General features: G+C 36.1%; 15 protein-coding genes. 14 read left to right on the top strand and 1 reads right to left on the bottom strand.

All coding sequences use genetic code 11. The features are described 5' to 3' along the window. The first annotated feature begins 1 nt into the window (after position 1). From NBE98_RS07265 to NBE98_RS22525, 10 genes are all read left to right on the top strand, one after another. Positions 2-1,483 (top strand): DUF4153 domain-containing protein, encoded by a 1,482-nt coding sequence (locus NBE98_RS07265; protein WP_250814270.1) that lies wholly within the window; start codon positions 2-4, stop codon positions 1,481-1,483. 519 nt (positions 1,484-2,002) lie between these two features. Continuing rightward, on the top strand, positions 2,003-2,476 hold the full coding sequence (locus NBE98_RS07260) for a hypothetical protein (RefSeq protein WP_250814268.1): 474 nt from the start codon (positions 2,003-2,005) through the stop codon (positions 2,474-2,476). 16 nt (positions 2,477-2,492) lie between these two features. Beyond that, a complete protein-coding gene (locus tag NBE98_RS07255; protein WP_250814263.1) occupies positions 2,493-3,284 on the top strand; it encodes a DnaD domain-containing protein in 792 nt (263 codons plus the stop codon). Further along, complete coding sequence (gene dnaB / locus NBE98_RS07250; RefSeq protein WP_250814260.1) at positions 3,285-4,571, top strand: replicative DNA helicase; 1,287 nt, start codon at positions 3,285-3,287, stop codon at positions 4,569-4,571. A gap of 129 nt (positions 4,572-4,700) precedes the next feature. Beyond that, positions 4,701-5,285 (top strand): sigma-70 family RNA polymerase sigma factor, encoded by a 585-nt coding sequence (locus NBE98_RS07245; RefSeq protein WP_250814256.1) that lies wholly within the window; start codon positions 4,701-4,703, stop codon positions 5,283-5,285. Positions 5,286-5,580: 295 nt separating this feature from the next. After that, on the top strand, positions 5,581-7,362 hold the full coding sequence (locus NBE98_RS07240; protein ID WP_250814255.1) for a glycoside hydrolase family 3 protein: 1,782 nt from the start codon (positions 5,581-5,583) through the stop codon (positions 7,360-7,362). Between the two features lie 28 nt (positions 7,363-7,390). Further along, complete coding sequence (locus NBE98_RS07235; protein ID WP_250814253.1) at positions 7,391-10,468, top strand: glycoside hydrolase family 84 protein; 3,078 nt, start codon at positions 7,391-7,393, stop codon at positions 10,466-10,468. A 198-nt stretch (positions 10,469-10,666) separates the two neighbouring features. Then, positions 10,667-11,515, top strand: coding sequence for a DUF2268 domain-containing putative Zn-dependent protease (locus tag NBE98_RS07230; protein ID WP_250814241.1), 849 nt, complete (start codon positions 10,667-10,669; stop codon positions 11,513-11,515). Between the two features lie 212 nt (positions 11,516-11,727). After that, a complete protein-coding gene (locus tag NBE98_RS07225; protein ID WP_250814235.1) occupies positions 11,728-12,363 on the top strand; it encodes a biliverdin-producing heme oxygenase in 636 nt (211 codons plus the stop codon). Positions 12,364-12,599: 236 nt separating this feature from the next. Then, positions 12,600-13,661 (top strand): GNAT family N-acetyltransferase, encoded by a 1,062-nt coding sequence (locus NBE98_RS22525; RefSeq protein WP_349305900.1) that lies wholly within the window; start codon positions 12,600-12,602, stop codon positions 13,659-13,661. 231 nt (positions 13,662-13,892) lie between these two features. On the opposite strand, the gene NBE98_RS07210 is transcribed toward NBE98_RS22525, so the two are convergent. Then, entirely contained in the window at positions 13,893-16,469 is a 2,577-nt protein-coding gene (locus NBE98_RS07210; RefSeq protein WP_250814232.1) for a sigma-54-dependent transcriptional regulator, read from the bottom strand. A gap of 180 nt (positions 16,470-16,649) precedes the next feature. Between NBE98_RS07210 and NBE98_RS07205 the strand changes: the two genes are divergently transcribed. From NBE98_RS07205 to NBE98_RS07190, 4 genes are read left to right on the top strand one after another with little or no spacing between them, the layout of a single operon-like run. Then, complete coding sequence (locus NBE98_RS07205) at positions 16,650-17,069, top strand: PTS sugar transporter subunit IIA (RefSeq protein WP_250814221.1); 420 nt, start codon at positions 16,650-16,652, stop codon at positions 17,067-17,069. Positions 17,070-17,073: 4 nt separating this feature from the next. Next, positions 17,074-17,541 carry a PTS sugar transporter subunit IIB gene (locus tag NBE98_RS07200; RefSeq protein ID WP_250814217.1) on the top strand — a complete coding sequence of 156 codons (468 nt, stop codon included), beginning with the start codon at positions 17,074-17,076 and terminating at the stop codon, positions 17,539-17,541. A gap of 27 nt (positions 17,542-17,568) precedes the next feature. Beyond that, positions 17,569-18,330, top strand: coding sequence for a PTS mannose/fructose/sorbose/N-acetylgalactosamine transporter subunit IIC (locus tag NBE98_RS07195; RefSeq protein WP_250814214.1), 762 nt, complete (start codon positions 17,569-17,571; stop codon positions 18,328-18,330). After that, the gene (locus tag NBE98_RS07190) at positions 18,320-19,144 is read left to right on the top strand and encodes a PTS system mannose/fructose/sorbose family transporter subunit IID (protein ID WP_250814210.1); all 825 of its coding nucleotides are present in this window, start codon (positions 18,320-18,322) and stop codon (positions 19,142-19,144) included. Before NBE98_RS07195 ends, NBE98_RS07190 begins: the two co-directional genes overlap by 11 nt. Positions 19,145-19,154: the final 10 nt, after the last annotated feature.

The raw sequence follows: 19,154 nt of genomic DNA, 5'->3' as shown, positions 1-19,154 counted from the left end.
TATGGAAAATGCTTTAATTAAAGAATCCAGAACAAGCGAAGGCTTATACTGCATACTGTTTTCTCTACTGATTGGAATTATATTTGACAGATTGTTTTTTGATAGGGCACCGGGTATATCCTATTTTATATTCATAGCTTTGTGCATAGCCTTTTTTATGTGGTCAATAAGGGATCGTTTAAAGTTTCATAAGAGCTTTGGCTGGTTTTTACTTATACCAATAGCACTGCTTTCCATAAGCTTTGCAGTTCATACTAATGGAGTGCTTAGTGTATTAAATATTTTGATGGTGCCGCTACTTATGGTGGTAAGTTCAATCTTGATAGAAGATCCTAGTCTTGAATGGAATAAAGGCAGCTTTATAGTTGAAATTTTAAGAAAAGGTATTGGAAATGTATTTAATAATTTAAATAAGCCCTTTGTAATTATAGCAAAGTCAGTTAAGAGCACTATGAAAATACAAATAGAGGAAAGTAAAAAACAGATTCTTATAGGAGTCCTTATAGCGCTTCCTTTATTAGCAGTAATAATAATGCTTTTAAGCTCAGCAGACTTGGTCTTCGGCTATTATCTTTCAAATATAACAGAGATTTTTAAGAATATCAGACTGGAAAATTTTATACCCCATGTAGTAATAGTAGCAATAATTACTTTTTATCTGTTTGCTTATATATGGGGTTTTAAAAGCAAGGAACAGGGCAGGAGACAAGCTGTTGAAATGCCAGTAGTATCCTGGGCGCCTATAACTGTAATAACTGTGCTGATAGCTTTAAATATAGTGTACTTGATGTTTACACTTATCCAGTTTTCCTATCTCTATGGAGGTGGAAACATGACTCTTCCAGCTCAATTTACCTATGCAGAATATGCAAGAAGAGGCTTCTTTGAACTGGCAGCAGTAACCTTTATAAATTTTATAATAGTATTAAGCTGTATGAAGTTTATGCAAAAGGACAACAAAGGCTTGCTTAAAGCCTCCAACATTCTTTTGACAATTCTTATAGTATTTACTTTAAACATGATGTACTCAGCTAATTTTAAGCTTACTCTTTACGAAAACAGCTATGGATACACCTTTTTAAGAGTAGCCGTGCACCTTTTCATTCTACTTCTTTTCATATTGTGCATGGTGGTAGCAGCTGGAATTTGGAACAGAAAAATTCCTGTAATTAAAGCTATAATAGTTATTACTGTAGCTATGTATACAATAATAAATTACATTAATATAGATGCTTTTATAGCAAGAAAAAATATTGAACGATATAATGCTACTGGTAAAATTGATGTGAATTATCTAGTTTCACTTTCCTATGAGGCTCTGCCATATACTTTAGAGCTTAGAAATTCAGAGGACAGTTATGTAAGAAAGACCATTGAACAAGTTTTGAAATACAAAAAACAAGACTTGGAAGCTGAAAAATCCTGGAGCGAGTTTAACTTCAGCAGGAGCAGGGCAAGAAAGCTTTTGTCTGCAGAAAAGTAAAAGGGGCTGTCTCAAAATATGTTAGTACAAAAGCAGCTGAAATATATAAAATATGCTGTATGAGCATTTAGCGAAGCCTAGAAGGACTTAGCGAAAGAAAAGCCACAAACCTTAGTGTTGTTCGTTTGTTTGAGGTACGAGTTTTACGAAAACACTTGGTTTGTGGTTTTTCTGAGCTTAGAACTTCTTGCACAGCGGTCAGCTCATTAAGCATATTTTATATATTTCAGCGGTAATTTTATTCTAAACTATATTTTGAGACAGCCCCCATTTTTTTATAAGTAAATGAAGTTCATAGCCTAAGCCATTGATGTTATTGGCTTAGGCTATTTTATGCTTTGAAAAACTTTATTCCAAGCACCAGAGAGCACAAGCCCCTTCCATGCACCTTCAACTATATAAAAAGAAAAAGAATAACAAAAAAATAAAAAATAACAAAAAGAATTTTACATTTTACTGAAAACTTCTTTCAAAGCTGCATATTTATGTTTATCAAATAAAATACAAGGAGTGGTATAGATGTTACATGCAGACTTTGATAATTGTTTCAGTATTCTAAATAAACTAGCCTGTGAAAGAAAAATTCTCTGGAAGATTCACTATGACACCTGCATTGATAAAAATGGAAGCTATCTCTTAAGACTTAACTACAGGGCCTTGATGCCTAAGCTTAAATACTATTATTTTAAAGCTTCTGTGGATTATATGCTTGAGAATACTCATTTAGCTGAGGATTTAGAGGTTTTGGAAGAGTCTTTTAAGGGAAGTAAAAGCTATTTTGATTCTAAGTGGCTGGATGCGGTAAGTTTCAGAGATGAGCTTAAGGTAAAGGACTACTGCATTGCAAGCAGCTATCCTGTGACGTTTTTAAGGGAAGAGAATCTTCGGGAGAAAACTGTATTCAGGTCAGCCGTTATTGATATACATAAGCTTCAGGAAAAGGGCATAGACCTTGGATATTTGCTTTGCGATAACAGAGAAAGAAACATGTAAGGGTGGGGGAATACTTATGGCAAGATACAGAAGCTTGGAAACTACATTTTGGCAGGATAACTTTATAGTAAGGCTGCCCTTAGAGGAAAAGGCATTTTATAGCTATATTCTTACTAATACAAGGACATGCCAGTGCGGCATATATAGCTTTTCTTTAGTGTTTTCAGCGGTTGAATTAGGCTGCAGTGAAGAGAAGATTAGAGAGCTTATAAGTAAGTTTACTGCTTATGGGAAGATACTTTACGATGAAGCCACTGAAGAAATCATGATAATCAATTGGTATAAGTACAATCTTAGTACAAGCATAAAAACCTTAATCTGCGTTAATAAAGAGCTTAAAGCTATTAAAAATAAAGCCTTTGTAAAGAAATTTTACAATCTTTGCAAGAACACTGAATATGATCTGGGAATCATTTTTGAGGGCATAGAAGTAGGTGAGGAAGTAAAGCCTGCGGAGAAATCTGAAGAAGCTGGAATAAAGAAAACTGCTATATCTGAGGTAATTAAACACTTTAGCAGCAATATTCATTTGGCAAGTCCTATAGAGCTTGAGGATTTAAAGTCTTGGTGCGAGAAGCTGCCTTCAGAGGTAGTCCTTATGGCAATTGATGAGGCTGTGAGGAATAATGCTCGAAGTATGAAGTATATAAACGGCATACTAATAAACTGGGTCAGCGAGAATCTAAAGACTGCAGAGGATGTGAGAGCCTATATAAAGGATTGGCAGGCTAAAACTTCTAAAGGTCATAAGCCTAAAGAGGAAATACAGAATTCCAAAGCTTACAAGATAGTGGGGGAGGTGAGCTAAATGAGCGTCAATAAGTTTGTAAATCAAGAGGCAGAGATGGAGGTTTTGGGAAGTGTATTTCTGGATAACAAGGTTTATAAGGATATAATTGATATTTTAACCTCAGAGGACTTTTACAGCACAGCTAACGGGATAATATTTAATGCTATGAAGAGGCTGTATTTAAAGGGGAGCCCTATAGATGCTACCACAGTTGTGGAGGAACTTGGAACAACTCTTGGGGAGGTGGGCGGAGTTACTTATATTGCTCAGCTTGTAAGCTCCAGCATATCTGCAAGCAGAGTAATGGCTCACTGCAGCATAGTAAAAAATAAATCCAGAAGGCGCAGGCTTTTTAAGGCGGCAACTCAGTTTGTTCAGGATATACGAGGCACCGATAAGGAAAATGAGGAGCTTATGGAATATCTCCTAAATGAGTTTAAAGCTGTGGAGTTTTATGAAGCTAAAAGGGACGGAAGCTTAACTGAAGGTTTGGATAAGTATATTAAGCTGCTGGAACAAAGGCAGAAAGGGGACACAGGTGGATATGCTACCGGCTTAAAGCTAATGGACAACTTTTCAGGTGGCTTTCAAAAACAGGATTTAGTTATACTTGCAGCAAGGCCTTCTATGGGAAAGTCTGCTGTGGCGCTTAACATAGCTGCCAACATGGCGGTGGACAACGGGCTTGAGGTAGCTATGTTTCAGCTTGAGATGAGCAAGATATCAACCATTGAAAGGCTTATGGCTAATAGAACTTCAATAGATATGAGCAAGCTTAAAAAAGGAGCTATTGAGGATGAGCAGTGGATGCAGATTGTAGATACCTCCAGCTTTCTTCATGGCTCCAGTCTGAGTATTTATGACGATGTATATACTCTAAAGGAAATACGCTCAGAGTGCAAAAGATTGAAGCTTAAAAGCGGTCTTGATGTGGTTTTTATAGACTATCTTCAGCTTATAGATAACGGAGGCAATCTTAAATCAAGAAATGAAGATGTAAGCGCAATATCAAGGGGACTTAAGCTTCTTGCAAAGGAGCTTGATATTACTGTAGTTGCTCTGTCCCAGCTTTCCAGAGCTCCAGAGACGAGAAACAACAAAAGGCCCTATCTCTCCGACCTTAGGGATTCAGGCTCCATTGAGCAAGATGCCGATATAGTTATGTTTCTTTACAGAGATGACTATTATGATGAGCAAAGCGAGGATGCTGGATTTATAGAAATTATTATTGCAAAGCATAGAAATGGGGAAACAGGGACTATAAAGGCAAAGTGGTATGGAAAGTATCAGAAGGTAGTGGCATAAGCAGCAGTTGAACAGGTAAATATTACAATATGCAGTTGACAAACATATGTTCTGGAGTTAAAATAAATACATACTAATGAACATACGTTCGTAAAATAAAATACATAAGGTATAAAATGGGGGTATTGTATGAATCATAACGAAATAGAAGCATGTGTAATAAGAGCAAAGTCTGGCAGTGAGGAGGATTTTGGCAAGCTTATGAAACAGTTTAGACCTTTTATCTATAAAACTGCCAATAACTCTAACATTAGAAGCTATGATATTGAGGATCTGGTTCAGCTTGGCAATATTGCCTTAATGAAGGCGGTGCTGAAATATAAAATAGGTTCACATACCTTCAGCAGCTATGCCTTTAATTCTATAAAAAATGAAATTAGGTGCGCAGCAAGGATAAATGCTAAAATCGGTAATGAATTAAGCATAAATGCGCCTGTACATAACGCTGATTCTCAGGAAGTGGAATATGTGGATTTCTTGGAGGATCCTGATAATCTTGAAGAGGATTTAATTAAGAGAGAGAGCTTTAAAGAGTTAAAAAAAGCTATAGAACGTCTCTCAGATGAAGAAATTGAGTTTGTTAATTTGACTTATTTTAAAGGAGTTCCGCTAAGAAAATATGCTGAAGATAAAGGAATAGAACATAATAAGGCAATTGCAAGAAAAAGAAAAGTTATTCAGAAGCTTGGTATATATTTGAGGAGGAGTTTATAGATAGCAGTTAGGGCAAAGCTTCGCAGCATTTTTATTTTCCTGGTTCTAAATTCAGAAGTTAAATACAGCTATAATACTATATTACATTAATTGACAGTTATGTATATATTTGATACAATAATATTAAAGTTGCGTGTAACTTCTTAAACAGAAGGCATGAGCAAAAGGGTTTAGATACCTATAATGCTCATGCCTTCTGTTTTTAAGTCTCTACACTTAGGTCATTTCTTAGGAGGTGATAAATGCAATATTGGAACTATTCATATGTAAATTAAATAAAAAGGGAGGATTCCTAATGAAAAGACGTAATCTATTAAAAACATTTTCTGTGGCTTTATCCTTACTCTTAGCAGTACCAGCTATTAATGTTCATGCTGATACTACCGATCCAGTGAAACCAGGTTGGAAAGATGAAAAGGCTCAAAGGGGCTGGATTGAAAGTAAAATTCAACATATGACTCTTGAAGAAAAAGTTGGACAACTATTTATGATCCATGTTTATGGAAAGACACCAACAGATCCTAATTATGAACAAACGAACTTAAATAATAACCGTGGTGCAAAAAACTTTGAAGAAGCAATACAAAAGTACCATATAGGTGGTGTAATCTACTTTAACTGGACTGATAATATTGGTACACCTATTGATTTTGCACAAGTAAATGCTCTTTCTAATGGAATTCAGAAAATAGCTATGGACCAAAGAATGCCTATACCACTGCTTATAGCCACAGACCAGGAAGGTGGAATTGTGGCAAGGGTAACTGAGCCTGCAACAGTATTCCCAGGTAACATGGCCTTGGGCGCAACTCGCTCTGTAGATTATGCAACAAAGATGACCAGCATCATGGGCTCTGAGCTAAGAAAACTAGGCATAAATTTTGACTTGGCTCCTGTGCTTGATGTTAATATAAATCCTGATAATCCAGTTATCGGTGTTCGCTCCATATCAGAAAATGCTGACCTAGTAGCTCAGCTTGGAGCAGCCCAAATAAAGGGTTATCAAAGTCAAAATATTGTAGCTAGTGCTAAACACTTTCCTGGGCATGGGGATACTAATAAAGATTCACATTATGGTCTTCCAATAATAAATCATGATTTACAAACGCTTAATGAAATCGATTTAAAGCCTTTTAAGGCTGCAATAGCTACAGGGATAGATTCAATAATGACAGCTCATATAGTTGTACCTGCTCTAGATAACTCCGGACTTCCTGCAACTCTTTCAAAACCTATATTGACTGACCTTCTTAGAAACAAGCTCGGATATGAAGGAATTATCATTACAGACAGCCTTGGAATGTCTGGAGCTAATGTAGTTCCAGCTGACAGAGTTGCTGCAGAGGCCGTTTTGGCAGGTGCGGATATATTATTAAATCCCCCAGATGTAGATGTTGCCTACAATGGTGTATTAAATGCAGTAAAGAGCGGAGAAATAACTAAGAAGCGTCTTGACGAATCTGTATTTAGAATTCTAAAGGTAAAAATGAAGAACGGATTATTCAGCGATCCTTATGCAGCTACTGAAAAGCTTAACCAGATAGGTACCCCAGAAAACTTAAAGTTTGCTGATGAATTGACAAATAAGAGTATAACATTGATTAAAAATGAAAATAGTATATTGCCGCTTAAGCAAGGGACGAAAGTACTAGTAACAGGTCCAGCTACCGGAAATCCGGCTTTACTATCAGATCAACTTACTAGTAAGGGCTTTACAAGCAGTTCCTATCAAACAAGTGCTACTCCAACTACTGCCCAGATTAATACTGCTAAAACAAAGGCAGATGCTGCTGATGTTGTAATTGTTACTACATATTCCTCCAGTGCAGACATACCTCAGAAAAATCTAGTTGATGCTCTGACAGCTGCCGGAAAGACGGTTATTGTTGCAGCTATGAGAAATCCTTATGACTTAACTGCTTTCCCTCAGGTTAATGGATATGTTACAACCTATGGTAATAAAGCTATCTCAACAAAAGCTTTAGCCAGAGTATTAACTGGTGAGGTTAACCCAACTGGAAAACTTCCCGTGACTATTAGAGGCTTAGTTGATTATGGTTTTGGTCTAGGTTACTAGAAGATTAAAAAAGGAAGTGTAAAAAGGAATGACTAGATCATCAAAAAGGTTTGTAAGCTTTCTCGCAGCAAGTATGATGGTTACAAGCCTAATAAAGTTTAATGTCACATTAGCTGCAGATACCTCAAATTCCTCAGGTCAGTACAAATTAAGCATTTCGCCAACACCTCAACTTGTAAAGCAAAATCCAGGTGGGTTTGAAATTACACCGGAAGTTGGATTAGTAAGCAGCGATAAAACAGATTCCTATGCACTGCAAGTAGTAAAGGAAACACTAAAATCAGCTGGTGTAAAGAAAATAGTAGAAAAAAAGGCAGAAGACCCTCAGGTAAGCAACCAAGTTACAGTTTGGGTAGGAGGTCCGTCTGAGATACCTGGTACTGATAAAATCTTAGGAACCCTTGGTATAGATGGTCCGGATAAACTACCTGCAGAAGGGTATGTACTGGCAGCGGGAAAAGACAGCAAAGGTAATAGAGATATAATTTTGGCAGGAAAGGACAATACAGGTACTTTCTATGCTGCTCAAACCTTAAGACAGATAATAAAGGGCAATACACATAATGTATGGGTTCCAAGTGTTGAAGTGCGCGATTATCCAACTATGCCATACAGAGGTTCAATAGAAGGTTTCTACGGCACTCCTTGGTCACACCAAAACAGACTTGACCAGCTTGACTTCTATGGAAGAATGAAGATGAATACTTATATATACGCACCAAAGGATGATCCATACCACAGAGAAATGTGGAGAGAGCCATATCCAGCAGATAAACTGGCTCAGATTCAGGAACTTGTTAATAAGGCGAAAGAAAATCATGTAGATTTTAATTTTGCTATATCTCCAGGGTTAACTGTGAAATTTTCAAGTAATGAGGATTTTCAAGCACTTGTAAACAAGGCTCAGGCAATGTGGGATATAGGCATAAGAACCTTTTCCATATTGCTTGATGATATTGACCCTAGTTTAAGAGATCCTCAGGATAAGGCAATGTTCGGAAAGGACCCTAATCCTTCAGCTGCAGCTCAGGCTTATCTTCTTAACAGGTTTCAAAATGAGTTCATCAAAACTCATCCAGGTGCAAACCCTCTTGAAACTGTTCCTACAGAGTATTATGTGGCTAAGCATACTCCATACCTGGACAGGATGGCTGAACTTACAGACCCTGAGGTTGTATTTATGTGGACTGGACCTGCTGTAGTGCCTGCGGCCATAACTGCTGATCAGGCAAAAACTATAAAGGAAGTTATGAAGCATCCAGTTTTAATATGGTACAACTACCCTGTTAATGACTACTGCAGAAACCAATTGCTAATGGGCCCTGAAAAGGGATTAGACCCTGCGCTTTCTGACAATGGAATAGTAGGTATAATTTCTAACCCTATGAATGAAGCAGAAGCCTCCAAAATTCCTGTTTTCACAATAGGTGATTATAACTGGAATCCAAAGGCATATAATGCTGATGATTCCTGGATGAGGGCAATCAAAGATTTCGGCCCTAATGTAGCTGATTCTTTGTTCACCTTCTCCGACAGCGCTAGGTCATCTAAATTAAGCAGTCAGGAATCTACTTCATTAAAACCAATTGCTGATGAATTCTGGAATAACTTTAATAGTTCTGATTTGAATTCTCTTAAGAAAACAGCAGCAGCTCTTATAAAGGAATTTGAGAAGGTACAAAAGGCACCTTCAGATTTGCGTAATAACTTTGCAAACAAAGGCTTCCTTGCTGAAACAGACAACTATCTCACAAAGCTTGAGGCTCTTGGAACTTCAGGTATAGCTGCAACTAACATGATGACAGCATTAGCAAATAAGAATACAGAGTCTGCTTGGAAGTACAGAAGTGAAGCCGGAAAAGCATACAGTCAGGCAAAAGCAATTAACCTGGTTATAGGCTCAAAGGTTATAGTGCCTTTTATAGAAAAAGCCTTAAATGAATACGATAAGTGTATAAATATTGGTAGGATAAGAACCTTCTCCACCATTGGAACTTATTCGGATTATAATCTCGACAAAATGGTAGATGGTAATAATAATACATGGTATTGGACAGACAGGAATCCAAAAACAGGGGACTACTTTGGGATAGACCTTGGAAAACCTACTGACATATACACCATACACATTTTAATGGGAAAAGATACAAAGGCAAGTGACTATATGAGAAATGCCATTGTTGAATATTCTCTTGATAATGTTAATTGGACGGCACTAACAGAGAAACAAAGTGTTCCGGATATAACTTTGAACAATATTTCTGTAAAAGCACAATATATAAGATTAAGATGTGCAGAAGGTTATGAACCGTACTGGATACAGGTAAGAGAATTCTCAGTAGGAACAACTAAGCCAGAAGTGACCTCAACACTCTCATCCTTTAACACCTATAAAAACTATACTGCTGATAGAATGACTGATAATGATGCAAACACATTCTATTGGACAGCAAGATCACAAAATACGGGAGACTATTTTGGAGTTGATCTTGGAGAGGTTAAAGATGTTAAGACTGTAAATATACTGATGGGTTCGCCTTGGGGTGACACAGACTATACTAAAAAGGGTGTTGTTGAATATTCCACCGATAATAGCACGTGGACAGCTTTAACAGATAATCTCACTCAAAGGGAAATTTCCTTAGAGGGGCTGGCAATAAAGGCAAGATATTTAAGGTACAAAGCTTTGCAAAACGACTCAGATTGGTTAAAGGTACGTGAGTTCTCAGTAAACCGCAAGGCTGGAGACATAACCATAAGTGGAACTCCTGATGGTCAAACAGGTTTCGGAGTACTGAATATGGCAGACCACAACATTGATACTGCATATAAGGCTGCCAGTGTGCCAACAGCAGAGGATAAACTTATGCTTGACTTCGCAACAGCTAAGCATGTAGAGAAAATATTGATACTCCAGGACTGCGCGGCTATCTCCAACGCAGTTGTTGAAGTCAGAGATAGTAGCAACAATGTGGTACAAATAGGAACTCTCTCACAAGGCTATAACAATTTTACTGTTGGTAAGGACATTAATCAAATTAGTATTAAGTGGGTTGGTAACAGTATAAAACCTGTCATCTATGAGTTAATTCCAACATATGAGTAAATTCTAATAGGTTAACAAGTATTTGGAGCTCATAGCTTTTTAAGCTATGAGCTTTAATAATCATATATATGGCAAAGTTCATAAGGTATTCATGGTATGATAAAAAACTACTTATAACTAAACTTTCCCTATTAAATCCATTTTAAAACTATTACAATTAAACTATACCATTAAATGGAATAGGGTGTGGTAAATAGTATGAAGTTTAAGTTTATAAATACATTAGCTAGTGCCAAAGTATATGTTGAAGCTACTCTGAAAGGTAACTCTAATTTTGATAAGCTTTGGGAAGAAAATATGATTAAACCTTATTGGAGCGAAATTTCTCAGTGGGCACCCTTTGATTGTTCCTTTATGAAACCGAAGCCCATAAAGGACATTGAAGCCCTAAAAAAGCAGCTGGATATTTTTGCTGATATAGATTTCGAAGAGCTTGCTGCCGAATTTACTAGGATTAGCAGTGAGCTTGTGAAGCAGGATGATGATGAAATGGTTATTGCTTTTTATCCTTTAGATGACGAGAATTCCACTGTTAAAAACCTTCAGAACGGCGTAATAGGCGCCAATGTGTTTGGTAATATTCTAATCAATATTAATACTTTAGCTAAAGATTTTGATAAGTGGATACCCTATGTGATGGCCCATGAATACCATCATAGCGTGTGGGGACATAATTGGTATGTCTTAAGAGGAGCTGCGAAAGGCGACTTGCTGGAATATCTAATTAACGAAGGCCAGGCGGATGCATTTGCCTGCAGCCTATATAGCTTTTTAGAACCAAAATGGTTGAGTCCTTTAACCAATTCAGAGGATGAAAGGCTTTGGAGAAAGTACAGCTTGGTATTAGATAGTACCGATAGATCAGTACAGGAAAGGTATATGTTTGGTGATAAGTCTTTAGAAATACCGTGGTGTGCAGGCTATTATTTTGGATATGAAATAATTAAGTCCTTTTTAAAGAATAATCCTGTCATCGGATTTGATAAGCTTATAAACATAGATTCAGATAAAATTTTATCTGGCAGCAGCTATAGCAGAATGCTATAGCTGTTTTTTATAATTTATCACTAGGTAGTGAAAAGAATAGAGAAATTAAAAGGATGCTATAGATAATTAGTAAAAAATACCCATATATACAAATAAAGTTCAAAATACAATTGACAATGATAATAGCGAGTGGTATAACTAAGTTATATTATTAATAGATAATTACTATCAATTAGAATGTTAATAATAATTATAAAATGAGGTGAGTATTTATGGATTTTATGATAGATATAAGAAACAATACCAAAGCATTGCATTTAGCATCTGAAAAAAGTGGTTTTATTAAGAGATTGCTTGAAGGTAAAGCAAGTAAGGAAAGTTACATTGAATATATCTTTAATTTACAGGTTATGTATAAGGCTATAGAGGATTCTCTGGATGAGCATTTAGACCATGAAAGCATTAAATATTTTGCTACGAAAGAATTGTATAGATCTGAATTGATAAAAAAGGATTTAGAAGTTCTGGCTGGTGATAAATTATCAGAAATGAAGTTATTGCCTTCTACAGAAGCATGTGTGGCAAGAATACATGAAGTAAATAAAGAACATCCAGAGCTAATTGTAACCTATGCTTATGTTAGATTTATCGCGGATTTATTTGGTGGAAGAATGTTCCCGGAAATACTAACTAAAAGCTATGGTATTCCTGAAGATGCACTAAACTATTATTTGCAACCCAATATTGGAAGTGTCAGAGATTATGTAATGGAATATCACAAGAATTTCGAGAAGTTAAATTTATCTGAACACATGCAAAACTTATTTGCTATAGAAATAAGCAATGTTTACATTTATAATATAGCTATTTCAAATGAGTTGGATGCAAAGCTATATTCTGCTAAGTAAAACATATTGAAATATTGCTTAAATAAAGAATTATTACAGACAAATTTAATAGGTAGTCAAACGCAAGCTCTTGATTTCAAGGGCTTTGTTTGTTTTCTAAGGAAATTAATGAAGGATATAAAGCTTTGGAGTATTTTTATTTTACATAATTCTAAATTAAGAAGGATTTTTTGCTATAGAACAGAATATACCAGTAGGAAATTAAAATCAAAAGGCAAATATGGGGAGAAAAAATTATGAAAAAAATTATAGAAACCCAAAGAACCTATCTGAGGGAAATGACCCAAAACGATTATGCAGACCTTTGCGAAATACTACAGGACTCCGAAACTATGTATGCCTACGAGCATGCATTTAGCGATGAGGAGGTTCAGAATTGGCTTGATTGGCAGCTCAATAATTATGAAAAACATGGATTTGGCCTTTGGGCAGTGATTGATAAGGATACCGAGGAATTTATAGGTCAGGTGGGGTTAACTGTTCAAAAGGTAGAAGATAAGGAAGAACTAGAAATAGGATACCTTCTTAAGAGGAAGCACTGGCATAAAGGCTATGCTTTAGAGGCTGCCAAGGCTTGCAAAGAATATGCTTTTAACACTCTTAACAAAGATAAGGTTGTAAGCATTATAAGAGATAACAATTACCCATCTCAGCACGTGGCAGAACGGGTAGGAATGAAGATTGAAGGGCAATTTACTAAGCACTACTATAATATGGATATGCCTCACTATGTATATTCTATTGAAAAGGATACAAATGCAAGTATATTTCACAAGATGACAGGTGAGAATATCTACTTTAAAGCACTGGAGATAAAGGATGCTGAAAAGGTACATAAATACGCTTCAGACAAGGATGTTAAGCGCTTTATAGGCTGGAGGCTCATGGCTGCTTTAGAGGAAACTCGTGAACATATAGAAAAAATGATAAAAAATGAGAATGAAGGAACTAGTATATATGCTTCTGTAGTTCTTAAGGGAACTGAGGAAGTTATAGGTACAGCCATGCTTTTTAAATTTGATAAAGAGGCAAGCAAAGCTGAAGTTGGCTATGTTTTTGATAAAGACTGCTGGGGAAAGGGCTATGGAACTGAGACTGTTGCATTGATGAGCAGCTTTGCCTTTGAAACCCTTAAGCTTCATAAGCTCTACGGTAATGTAGTGGATACAAACCTTGGATCAGCCCGTGTGCTTGAAAAGAATGGCTTCGTGTTGGAGGGGCGCTTTAAAGATCACTACTTTATAGAAGGCAAATATTATGATGGCTTGTATTTTGGTAGGATTGAATCCGAGGAATAAAATTGATTTAAAGAAGGTGCTGCGGGCTTTATACTCTGCAGCACCTTTCGATTTTTCTTTATACTTAAGCACCAGGTCAATTAGATTTTCAGCATGAGCATATATTATATCCATTTCCTGTCCGTTATATATCTGGTTTGCTAAGAAGTTCTTAATAAGATACACTAAGCTTAGGAGTAGCAGCTTTAAGATATATTGTAATGATTGAAGGGGTTAGGAAACATTTGAGTTTTATTTTCTTTGTGGTTCTACTACTCTCTCCACATAAGGTAAGAAAATTTCTATAACATAACAAAACTCTGATTCTGGTACTTCGATTCCAAAGCTCTGCTCAATAATCTTGAACCCTTCCTTAATGATAAACAAAAGCTCAGTATTAGCCAGAGCTTCACTTTCATCCTTATAAAACCCCAGCGGCTCTTTTTTTATAACTCTTTCAAGCATGGCTGATGTATGAAACAAGTACTTTATAGTAAGTCCATCATTACTCTTCAGTCCCAAGTTTTGTATTATAAAATTAAAAGATTCCAACAAGAGCTTTATGGCCTTATTAGAGTCTAAAAACGTAAAAGTGTCTACAAGCACGTCTGAATAAACCCTTCTCAAAAAGTTATTATTCTCATATACAAATTCGTTATTTGAAGTTCTCTGCGCTAGAGAAAAGGACTGGAGGTCTACTTCCAGAGCTTCCAGAGTCATTTCAGGAAGTAATGATTTTCTTGTAGCTTCAATAACCATAGGAGTACTTACCATGTCTATAGCCTTTGTAGGTATCTTCAATGTCTCAATAATTTTCTTATCTAATAAAGTTAAAGAACCCATGTCCACAAGAAATATAATACCTTTTGTTGTCTTTATGCTGGACACTAAATTTAGTACCTTGATTTCCATTTCTCTTACGCTCATATCAAGAGGCATATCTAATGCTAAGGCATGATTGACACCTAGAAGCGTGTTGGCTACTGCCGCCATGTCTGTAGCTATAGAATTTCCATGACATATGACAATAACGTTTATTACATTTTTATTGCTCATAGATTTGGTTGAGTGAATAAATAAAGTTAGAACAGCTGCTTCATCTATCGGAACCTGGATTGAGAAATTTTCTTCTATTAATATGCGTATCTTTTCTGCAATCATGAATTCTTCCGGGTGCTGGTTTTTTATTCTTTCAATATTAATCTGTCGGATATACCTGTTCTGCCTGATTCTGTTTATTAGGTTTTCAATGTGCAGCATGAATCCATATAATACATTGGTGTTCTTTTTTATATAATGAATCTCTTCAAGGCTTTCAATGATATTTGATATTTTAAAGTAGGAGAGTTGATCAATAAATTTAAGGATTAGATTTTCATCTAGCTCAGAATTACTTTTTAGCTTGTAAAAGAAGTTTTGAAAATAATCCTCTATAGTATGCTCGAGACTGGTCCAAATATCTGTTTTAGAATAATTCTTAGTGACAAACTCCTGATATTTTTCCTGTATCAAATTATAATAGTCATAGTTATATTTGTCCGAAGAGGTATAAGTAATGCTTTGAGGGCTGATTTCCTTTGGATTATAATAGACGATTTCTTTAACCTGGAAGAGATAGTGGCTTATCTTTTCTTCAATAAGAAATCTGTTTTTGCTGAAATTTTCTAGAAGCACTTTAGGCAGATGTGATACATCTACTTCTATGGTTCTTTTGTTGTGCATTATTTTATCAAGATATGCCTTTGCACATATAATCTGAATTGTACTGTAGAGCTCTCCTATATTTGATTTGAATTCGTGGGACAAGAGACAAAGGAACACATGACGAGTTACTTCCATGGTTTCATTCAGCCTATTACATTCCTTATTAAAAAAGTAGTTCATGATTTCAATCTTCTCATAGATTGGTCTATCGGAAAGTCTGGGTATGTTTATAACAATAGGGATTCGCCTTAGAAAAGATTGAAGCATGGAGGACTCCGGGTCCTCGGTTGTTGCGCAGATGATTAGAACCTTGTTGTTTTGTATAAGCTTAGTATCTCCAAGTCTTCTATACTGGCCTTTGTCTATAAGCTGAAAAAGCATTTCCTGAGCTTCCGAAGGAAGCCTGTGAACCTCGTCTAAAAAGAGTATTCCATTTTGAGCCTTTTCAATTAATCCATCCTTATCCTTATCAGCCCCTGTAAATGCTCCTTTTACATATCCAAAAAGCTGGGAATATATCAATTGAAAGTTATAGCTGTAATCAGCGCAGTTTAAAGTGACTAAAGGCGCACTGCTGCGGTTTTTATCTGTGCTTATAAGAAATTTATGTATGGATTCTACAAAGGTGCTTTTTCCTACCCCTGTTTCGCCTAGAATAAGCATATGAAGCCCATGAGGAGGGTATAAAACTCCGGACTTGGCTTGTTCGATTTGCTGTGTGAGGCTACCATTAAAACCTATAAGACTTTTAAAACTGTCCGAAGAGAATTGAGAATTTTTTATGTTTGAATTTGCTGTAGTACTGTTGGTTAGGTTTTTATCTGTGTTACTATTGACAAACTTCACTAAATCTTCAATGCTGTCGAAGGCTTCAGGAAGATGGCTTTTTTTAAATTTTTCTAATAAAGCAGACTTCTCAAGATACAGAGTAGGTTTGCCTTTTATCTTGATAACCCTGCCTTCCTTAAGCAAAACATTTAGTTCCCTTGACACGTTACTCCTGTCAAAGTTTGATTTTTCAGCGATTACCTGAGTTTCAACACCTGTGATATTTATCGAGTCATTAATAATCTTTTCAGTTAGCGTTTTTATAGTATTATAAATTTTTTCTTTTCTACTACTCATCTAAAAGCTCCTTTATCTAACACACTTTACAATACTATATCTATTATTTTTGACACACATTTATACCTGTGTTAAACCCAGTGTTTTCAAAGACTTTTGAGGGGTTTTTCATGTTGGCATGGTAATTGCTGGAATATATTGTATAACTGACACAATTCAATCGAGAGAGGAAGGATACATTTGAGAAAGATTATAATAGCTTCACATGGAAAGCTAGCACTGGAGCTGGTAAACACATCAAGAATGTTTACTGATTATGAAGATTTAGTGGCATTAGGCATTGAAACGGGAGATGATTTGCAGAAGTTCAAGGAAAAAATGAATGTTGAAATATTTGAGGAACCTTATGAGGAAGTGCTTCTATTAGTGGATTTATTGGGGGGAACACCATTTAATACAGCAATTCAAATAGTGCATGGATATAAAGGAGAAAAGAAAATTGAAATACTGACAGGTGCAAACTTGCCAATGCTTTTGGAAGTGCTTTTAGCACCTGAGGAAGCTTTAATGAACGAACTTAAGAAGACTGCTATTGAGGCAGGCAGACAGGGAATTAAGGACTTTTTCTATGAGATGAGTAAGAAAGATGAGAGGAGGTGAAAAGATGAATATTGTATTAAGCAGAATAGACGAAAGACTAATACACGGTCAGGTCATGACTGCATGGATAGGGTACTCTAAAGCAAATAGAATTTTGATAGTGGATGATGATATATATAAGGATGATTTCATGAAGCAGGTTTTAATATTAGCTGCACCCTCCAATATTAAGCTTGAGGTTTTCAATGTAGAAAAAATGGTTGAGCAGTATCAAAATGATACAAATAATACTCCGGCTATATTGCTTTTCAAGAATCCTTTATATGTATTGAGACTTATTGAAAAGAACATCAAGCTTGGCTCCATTGATTTAGGTAATATAGGGTCCGCACCAATGAGAAACAAGGTATGCAAAAACATATATCTAACTGACCGTGAGAAAGAAATACTTAATAAAATTGATGAAGCTGGTTGCAGGGTAATTGTTAGAATGCTACCAAACGACCCTGTGAAAGAATTAAAGGATTTTTAATCAAATATATAAAAGGAGTTGTGTAGTATGTCATTATTTCTACAGGCACTTATAATTGCTTTAGTAACGTGGTATGTGGCCACTGCAATGCCTATGTTCCTTCGATGGTCATTCTATTTCGGTGCGCCTCTTGTAGCAGGGCTTATTAACGGACTTTTATTTGGTGATGTTGTATATGGACTAAAGGTTGGTGCTAATATTCAAATGGCTTATCTTGGCATGGTAGCCGTAGGGGGAGCGCTTCCTTCTGATATGGCTTTGGCAGGTTATTTAGGAACTGCTTTAGCTATGGCTGTAAAGCTGCCTCCAGAGGCTGCACTTACAGTTGCGGTTCCTCTTGGTGCATTGGGCTTAATATGCTTTAATGCAAAGATGACTTTGAATGCAATCTGGGTACACAAAGCAGAAACCTATGCAAAGGAAGGTAATATAAGGGGAGTAAAAAACATGAATTTGTTCGCATCGCAAGTTTTCCCGATATTAACTTATTTCATTCCTTCATTTATTGCTCTTTATTTTGGTTCTAAAGGTCTTGAAAAAGTATTAACTATAATTCCTACTTCTGTAATAAATGCGTTAAAGGTAACAGGAGGTCTTATTCCTGCACTAGGAATTGGAATGCTCTTAAGCTATCTGTGGAGAAAGGATGCCGCACCATATTTTATTGTAGGATTTATATTATCAGCATATTTAAAGCTTGATGTTATGTCTATCGCTATACTTGGCGGATGTATAGCAGCATTGTATGTTTTCAATTCAAAGAAAAGAGGTGCTGTAAATGAACAATAGTCCTTCAACTAAATTAACAAAAAAGGATTTAGTCAAGACTTGGTGGACATGGATTTGCTTTGGACAGATCTGCTATAACTATGAACGTCTTATGGGCTTAGGGTTCTGCCATACCATGAGCATAATAATCAAAAAGCTTTATAAAACGAAGGAACAAATAAGTGAAGCATTAACAAGACACCTGACCTTCTTCAATACAGAAAATACCTGGGGGTCAATTATAGTAGGAATATCTACTGCCTTGGAGGAAGAAAAGGCAAATGGCAAGGAAGTTGATCCTGAATTAATAAACAATATAAAGACCTCCTTGATGGGACCTATGGCTGGAATAGGAGATTCAGTAACTCAAGGTATAGTAAAGGTTGTTTTGCTTGCAATAGGCGTTGATCTTGCGCTTCAGGGTAATGCACTTGGACCTATACTATTTGTAACTTTATTCACGGTTTATTCTGCCGGTGTAAGTTATTCGCTCTTCTTCTCAGGCTACAGAATGGGTAAGAACGCAGTACTTAAGCTTTTATCCTCAGAAGTAACAAAGTCCTTAACTGATGGCCTCAAGATAATGAGCATGATGGTAGTTGGTGCTTTAGCTTCAACAACAATAGTTGCAAATGTTAGACTTGAATACACCATCAATAAGACAGTATTAAAGATACAGCCTATACTAGATAAGATATTTCCGAAGATGGTACCTCTCAGTATCCTGTTATTAACCTTCTGGCTATTGAGAAAGAAAGGAAAATCACCTACCTTTATATTGCTGGTACTGTTTATATTAGGTTTTGCAGCTACTTATTTAAAAATATTATCATAAAAGACAGGGA

This window comes from Clostridium swellfunianum, assembly GCF_023656515.1.
Lineage (GTDB): Bacteria > Bacillota > Clostridia > Clostridiales > Clostridiaceae > Clostridium_AT > Clostridium_AT swellfunianum.
The sequence above is the reverse complement of the archived record's forward strand: the minus strand, read 5'-3'. Positions and strand labels throughout refer to the sequence as shown.

Coding starts and splice junctions, on each gene's coding strand:
- NBE98_RS07265 (WP_250814270.1), top strand. CDS start 2: ATGGAAAATGCTTTAATTAAAGAATCCAGAACAAGCGAAGGCTTATAC.
- NBE98_RS07260 (WP_250814268.1), top strand. CDS start 2,003: ATGTTACATGCAGACTTTGATAATTGTTTCAGTATTCTAAATAAACTA.
- NBE98_RS07255 (WP_250814263.1), top strand. CDS start 2,493: ATGGCAAGATACAGAAGCTTGGAAACTACATTTTGGCAGGATAACTTT.
- dnaB (WP_250814260.1), top strand. CDS start 3,285: ATGAGCGTCAATAAGTTTGTAAATCAAGAGGCAGAGATGGAGGTTTTG.
- NBE98_RS07245 (WP_250814256.1), top strand. CDS start 4,701: ATGAATCATAACGAAATAGAAGCATGTGTAATAAGAGCAAAGTCTGGC.
- NBE98_RS07240 (WP_250814255.1), top strand. CDS start 5,581: ATGAAAAGACGTAATCTATTAAAAACATTTTCTGTGGCTTTATCCTTA.
- NBE98_RS07235 (WP_250814253.1), top strand. CDS start 7,391: ATGACTAGATCATCAAAAAGGTTTGTAAGCTTTCTCGCAGCAAGTATG.
- NBE98_RS07230 (WP_250814241.1), top strand. CDS start 10,667: ATGAAGTTTAAGTTTATAAATACATTAGCTAGTGCCAAAGTATATGTT.
- NBE98_RS07225 (WP_250814235.1), top strand. CDS start 11,728: ATGGATTTTATGATAGATATAAGAAACAATACCAAAGCATTGCATTTA.
- NBE98_RS22525 (WP_349305900.1), top strand. CDS start 12,600: ATGAAAAAAATTATAGAAACCCAAAGAACCTATCTGAGGGAAATGACC.
- NBE98_RS07210 (WP_250814232.1), bottom strand. CDS start 16,469: ATGAGTAGTAGAAAAGAAAAAATTTATAATACTATAAAAACGCTAACT.
- NBE98_RS07200 (WP_250814217.1), top strand. CDS start 17,074: ATGAATATTGTATTAAGCAGAATAGACGAAAGACTAATACACGGTCAG.
- NBE98_RS07195 (WP_250814214.1), top strand. CDS start 17,569: ATGTCATTATTTCTACAGGCACTTATAATTGCTTTAGTAACGTGGTAT.
- NBE98_RS07190 (WP_250814210.1), top strand. CDS start 18,320: ATGAACAATAGTCCTTCAACTAAATTAACAAAAAAGGATTTAGTCAAG.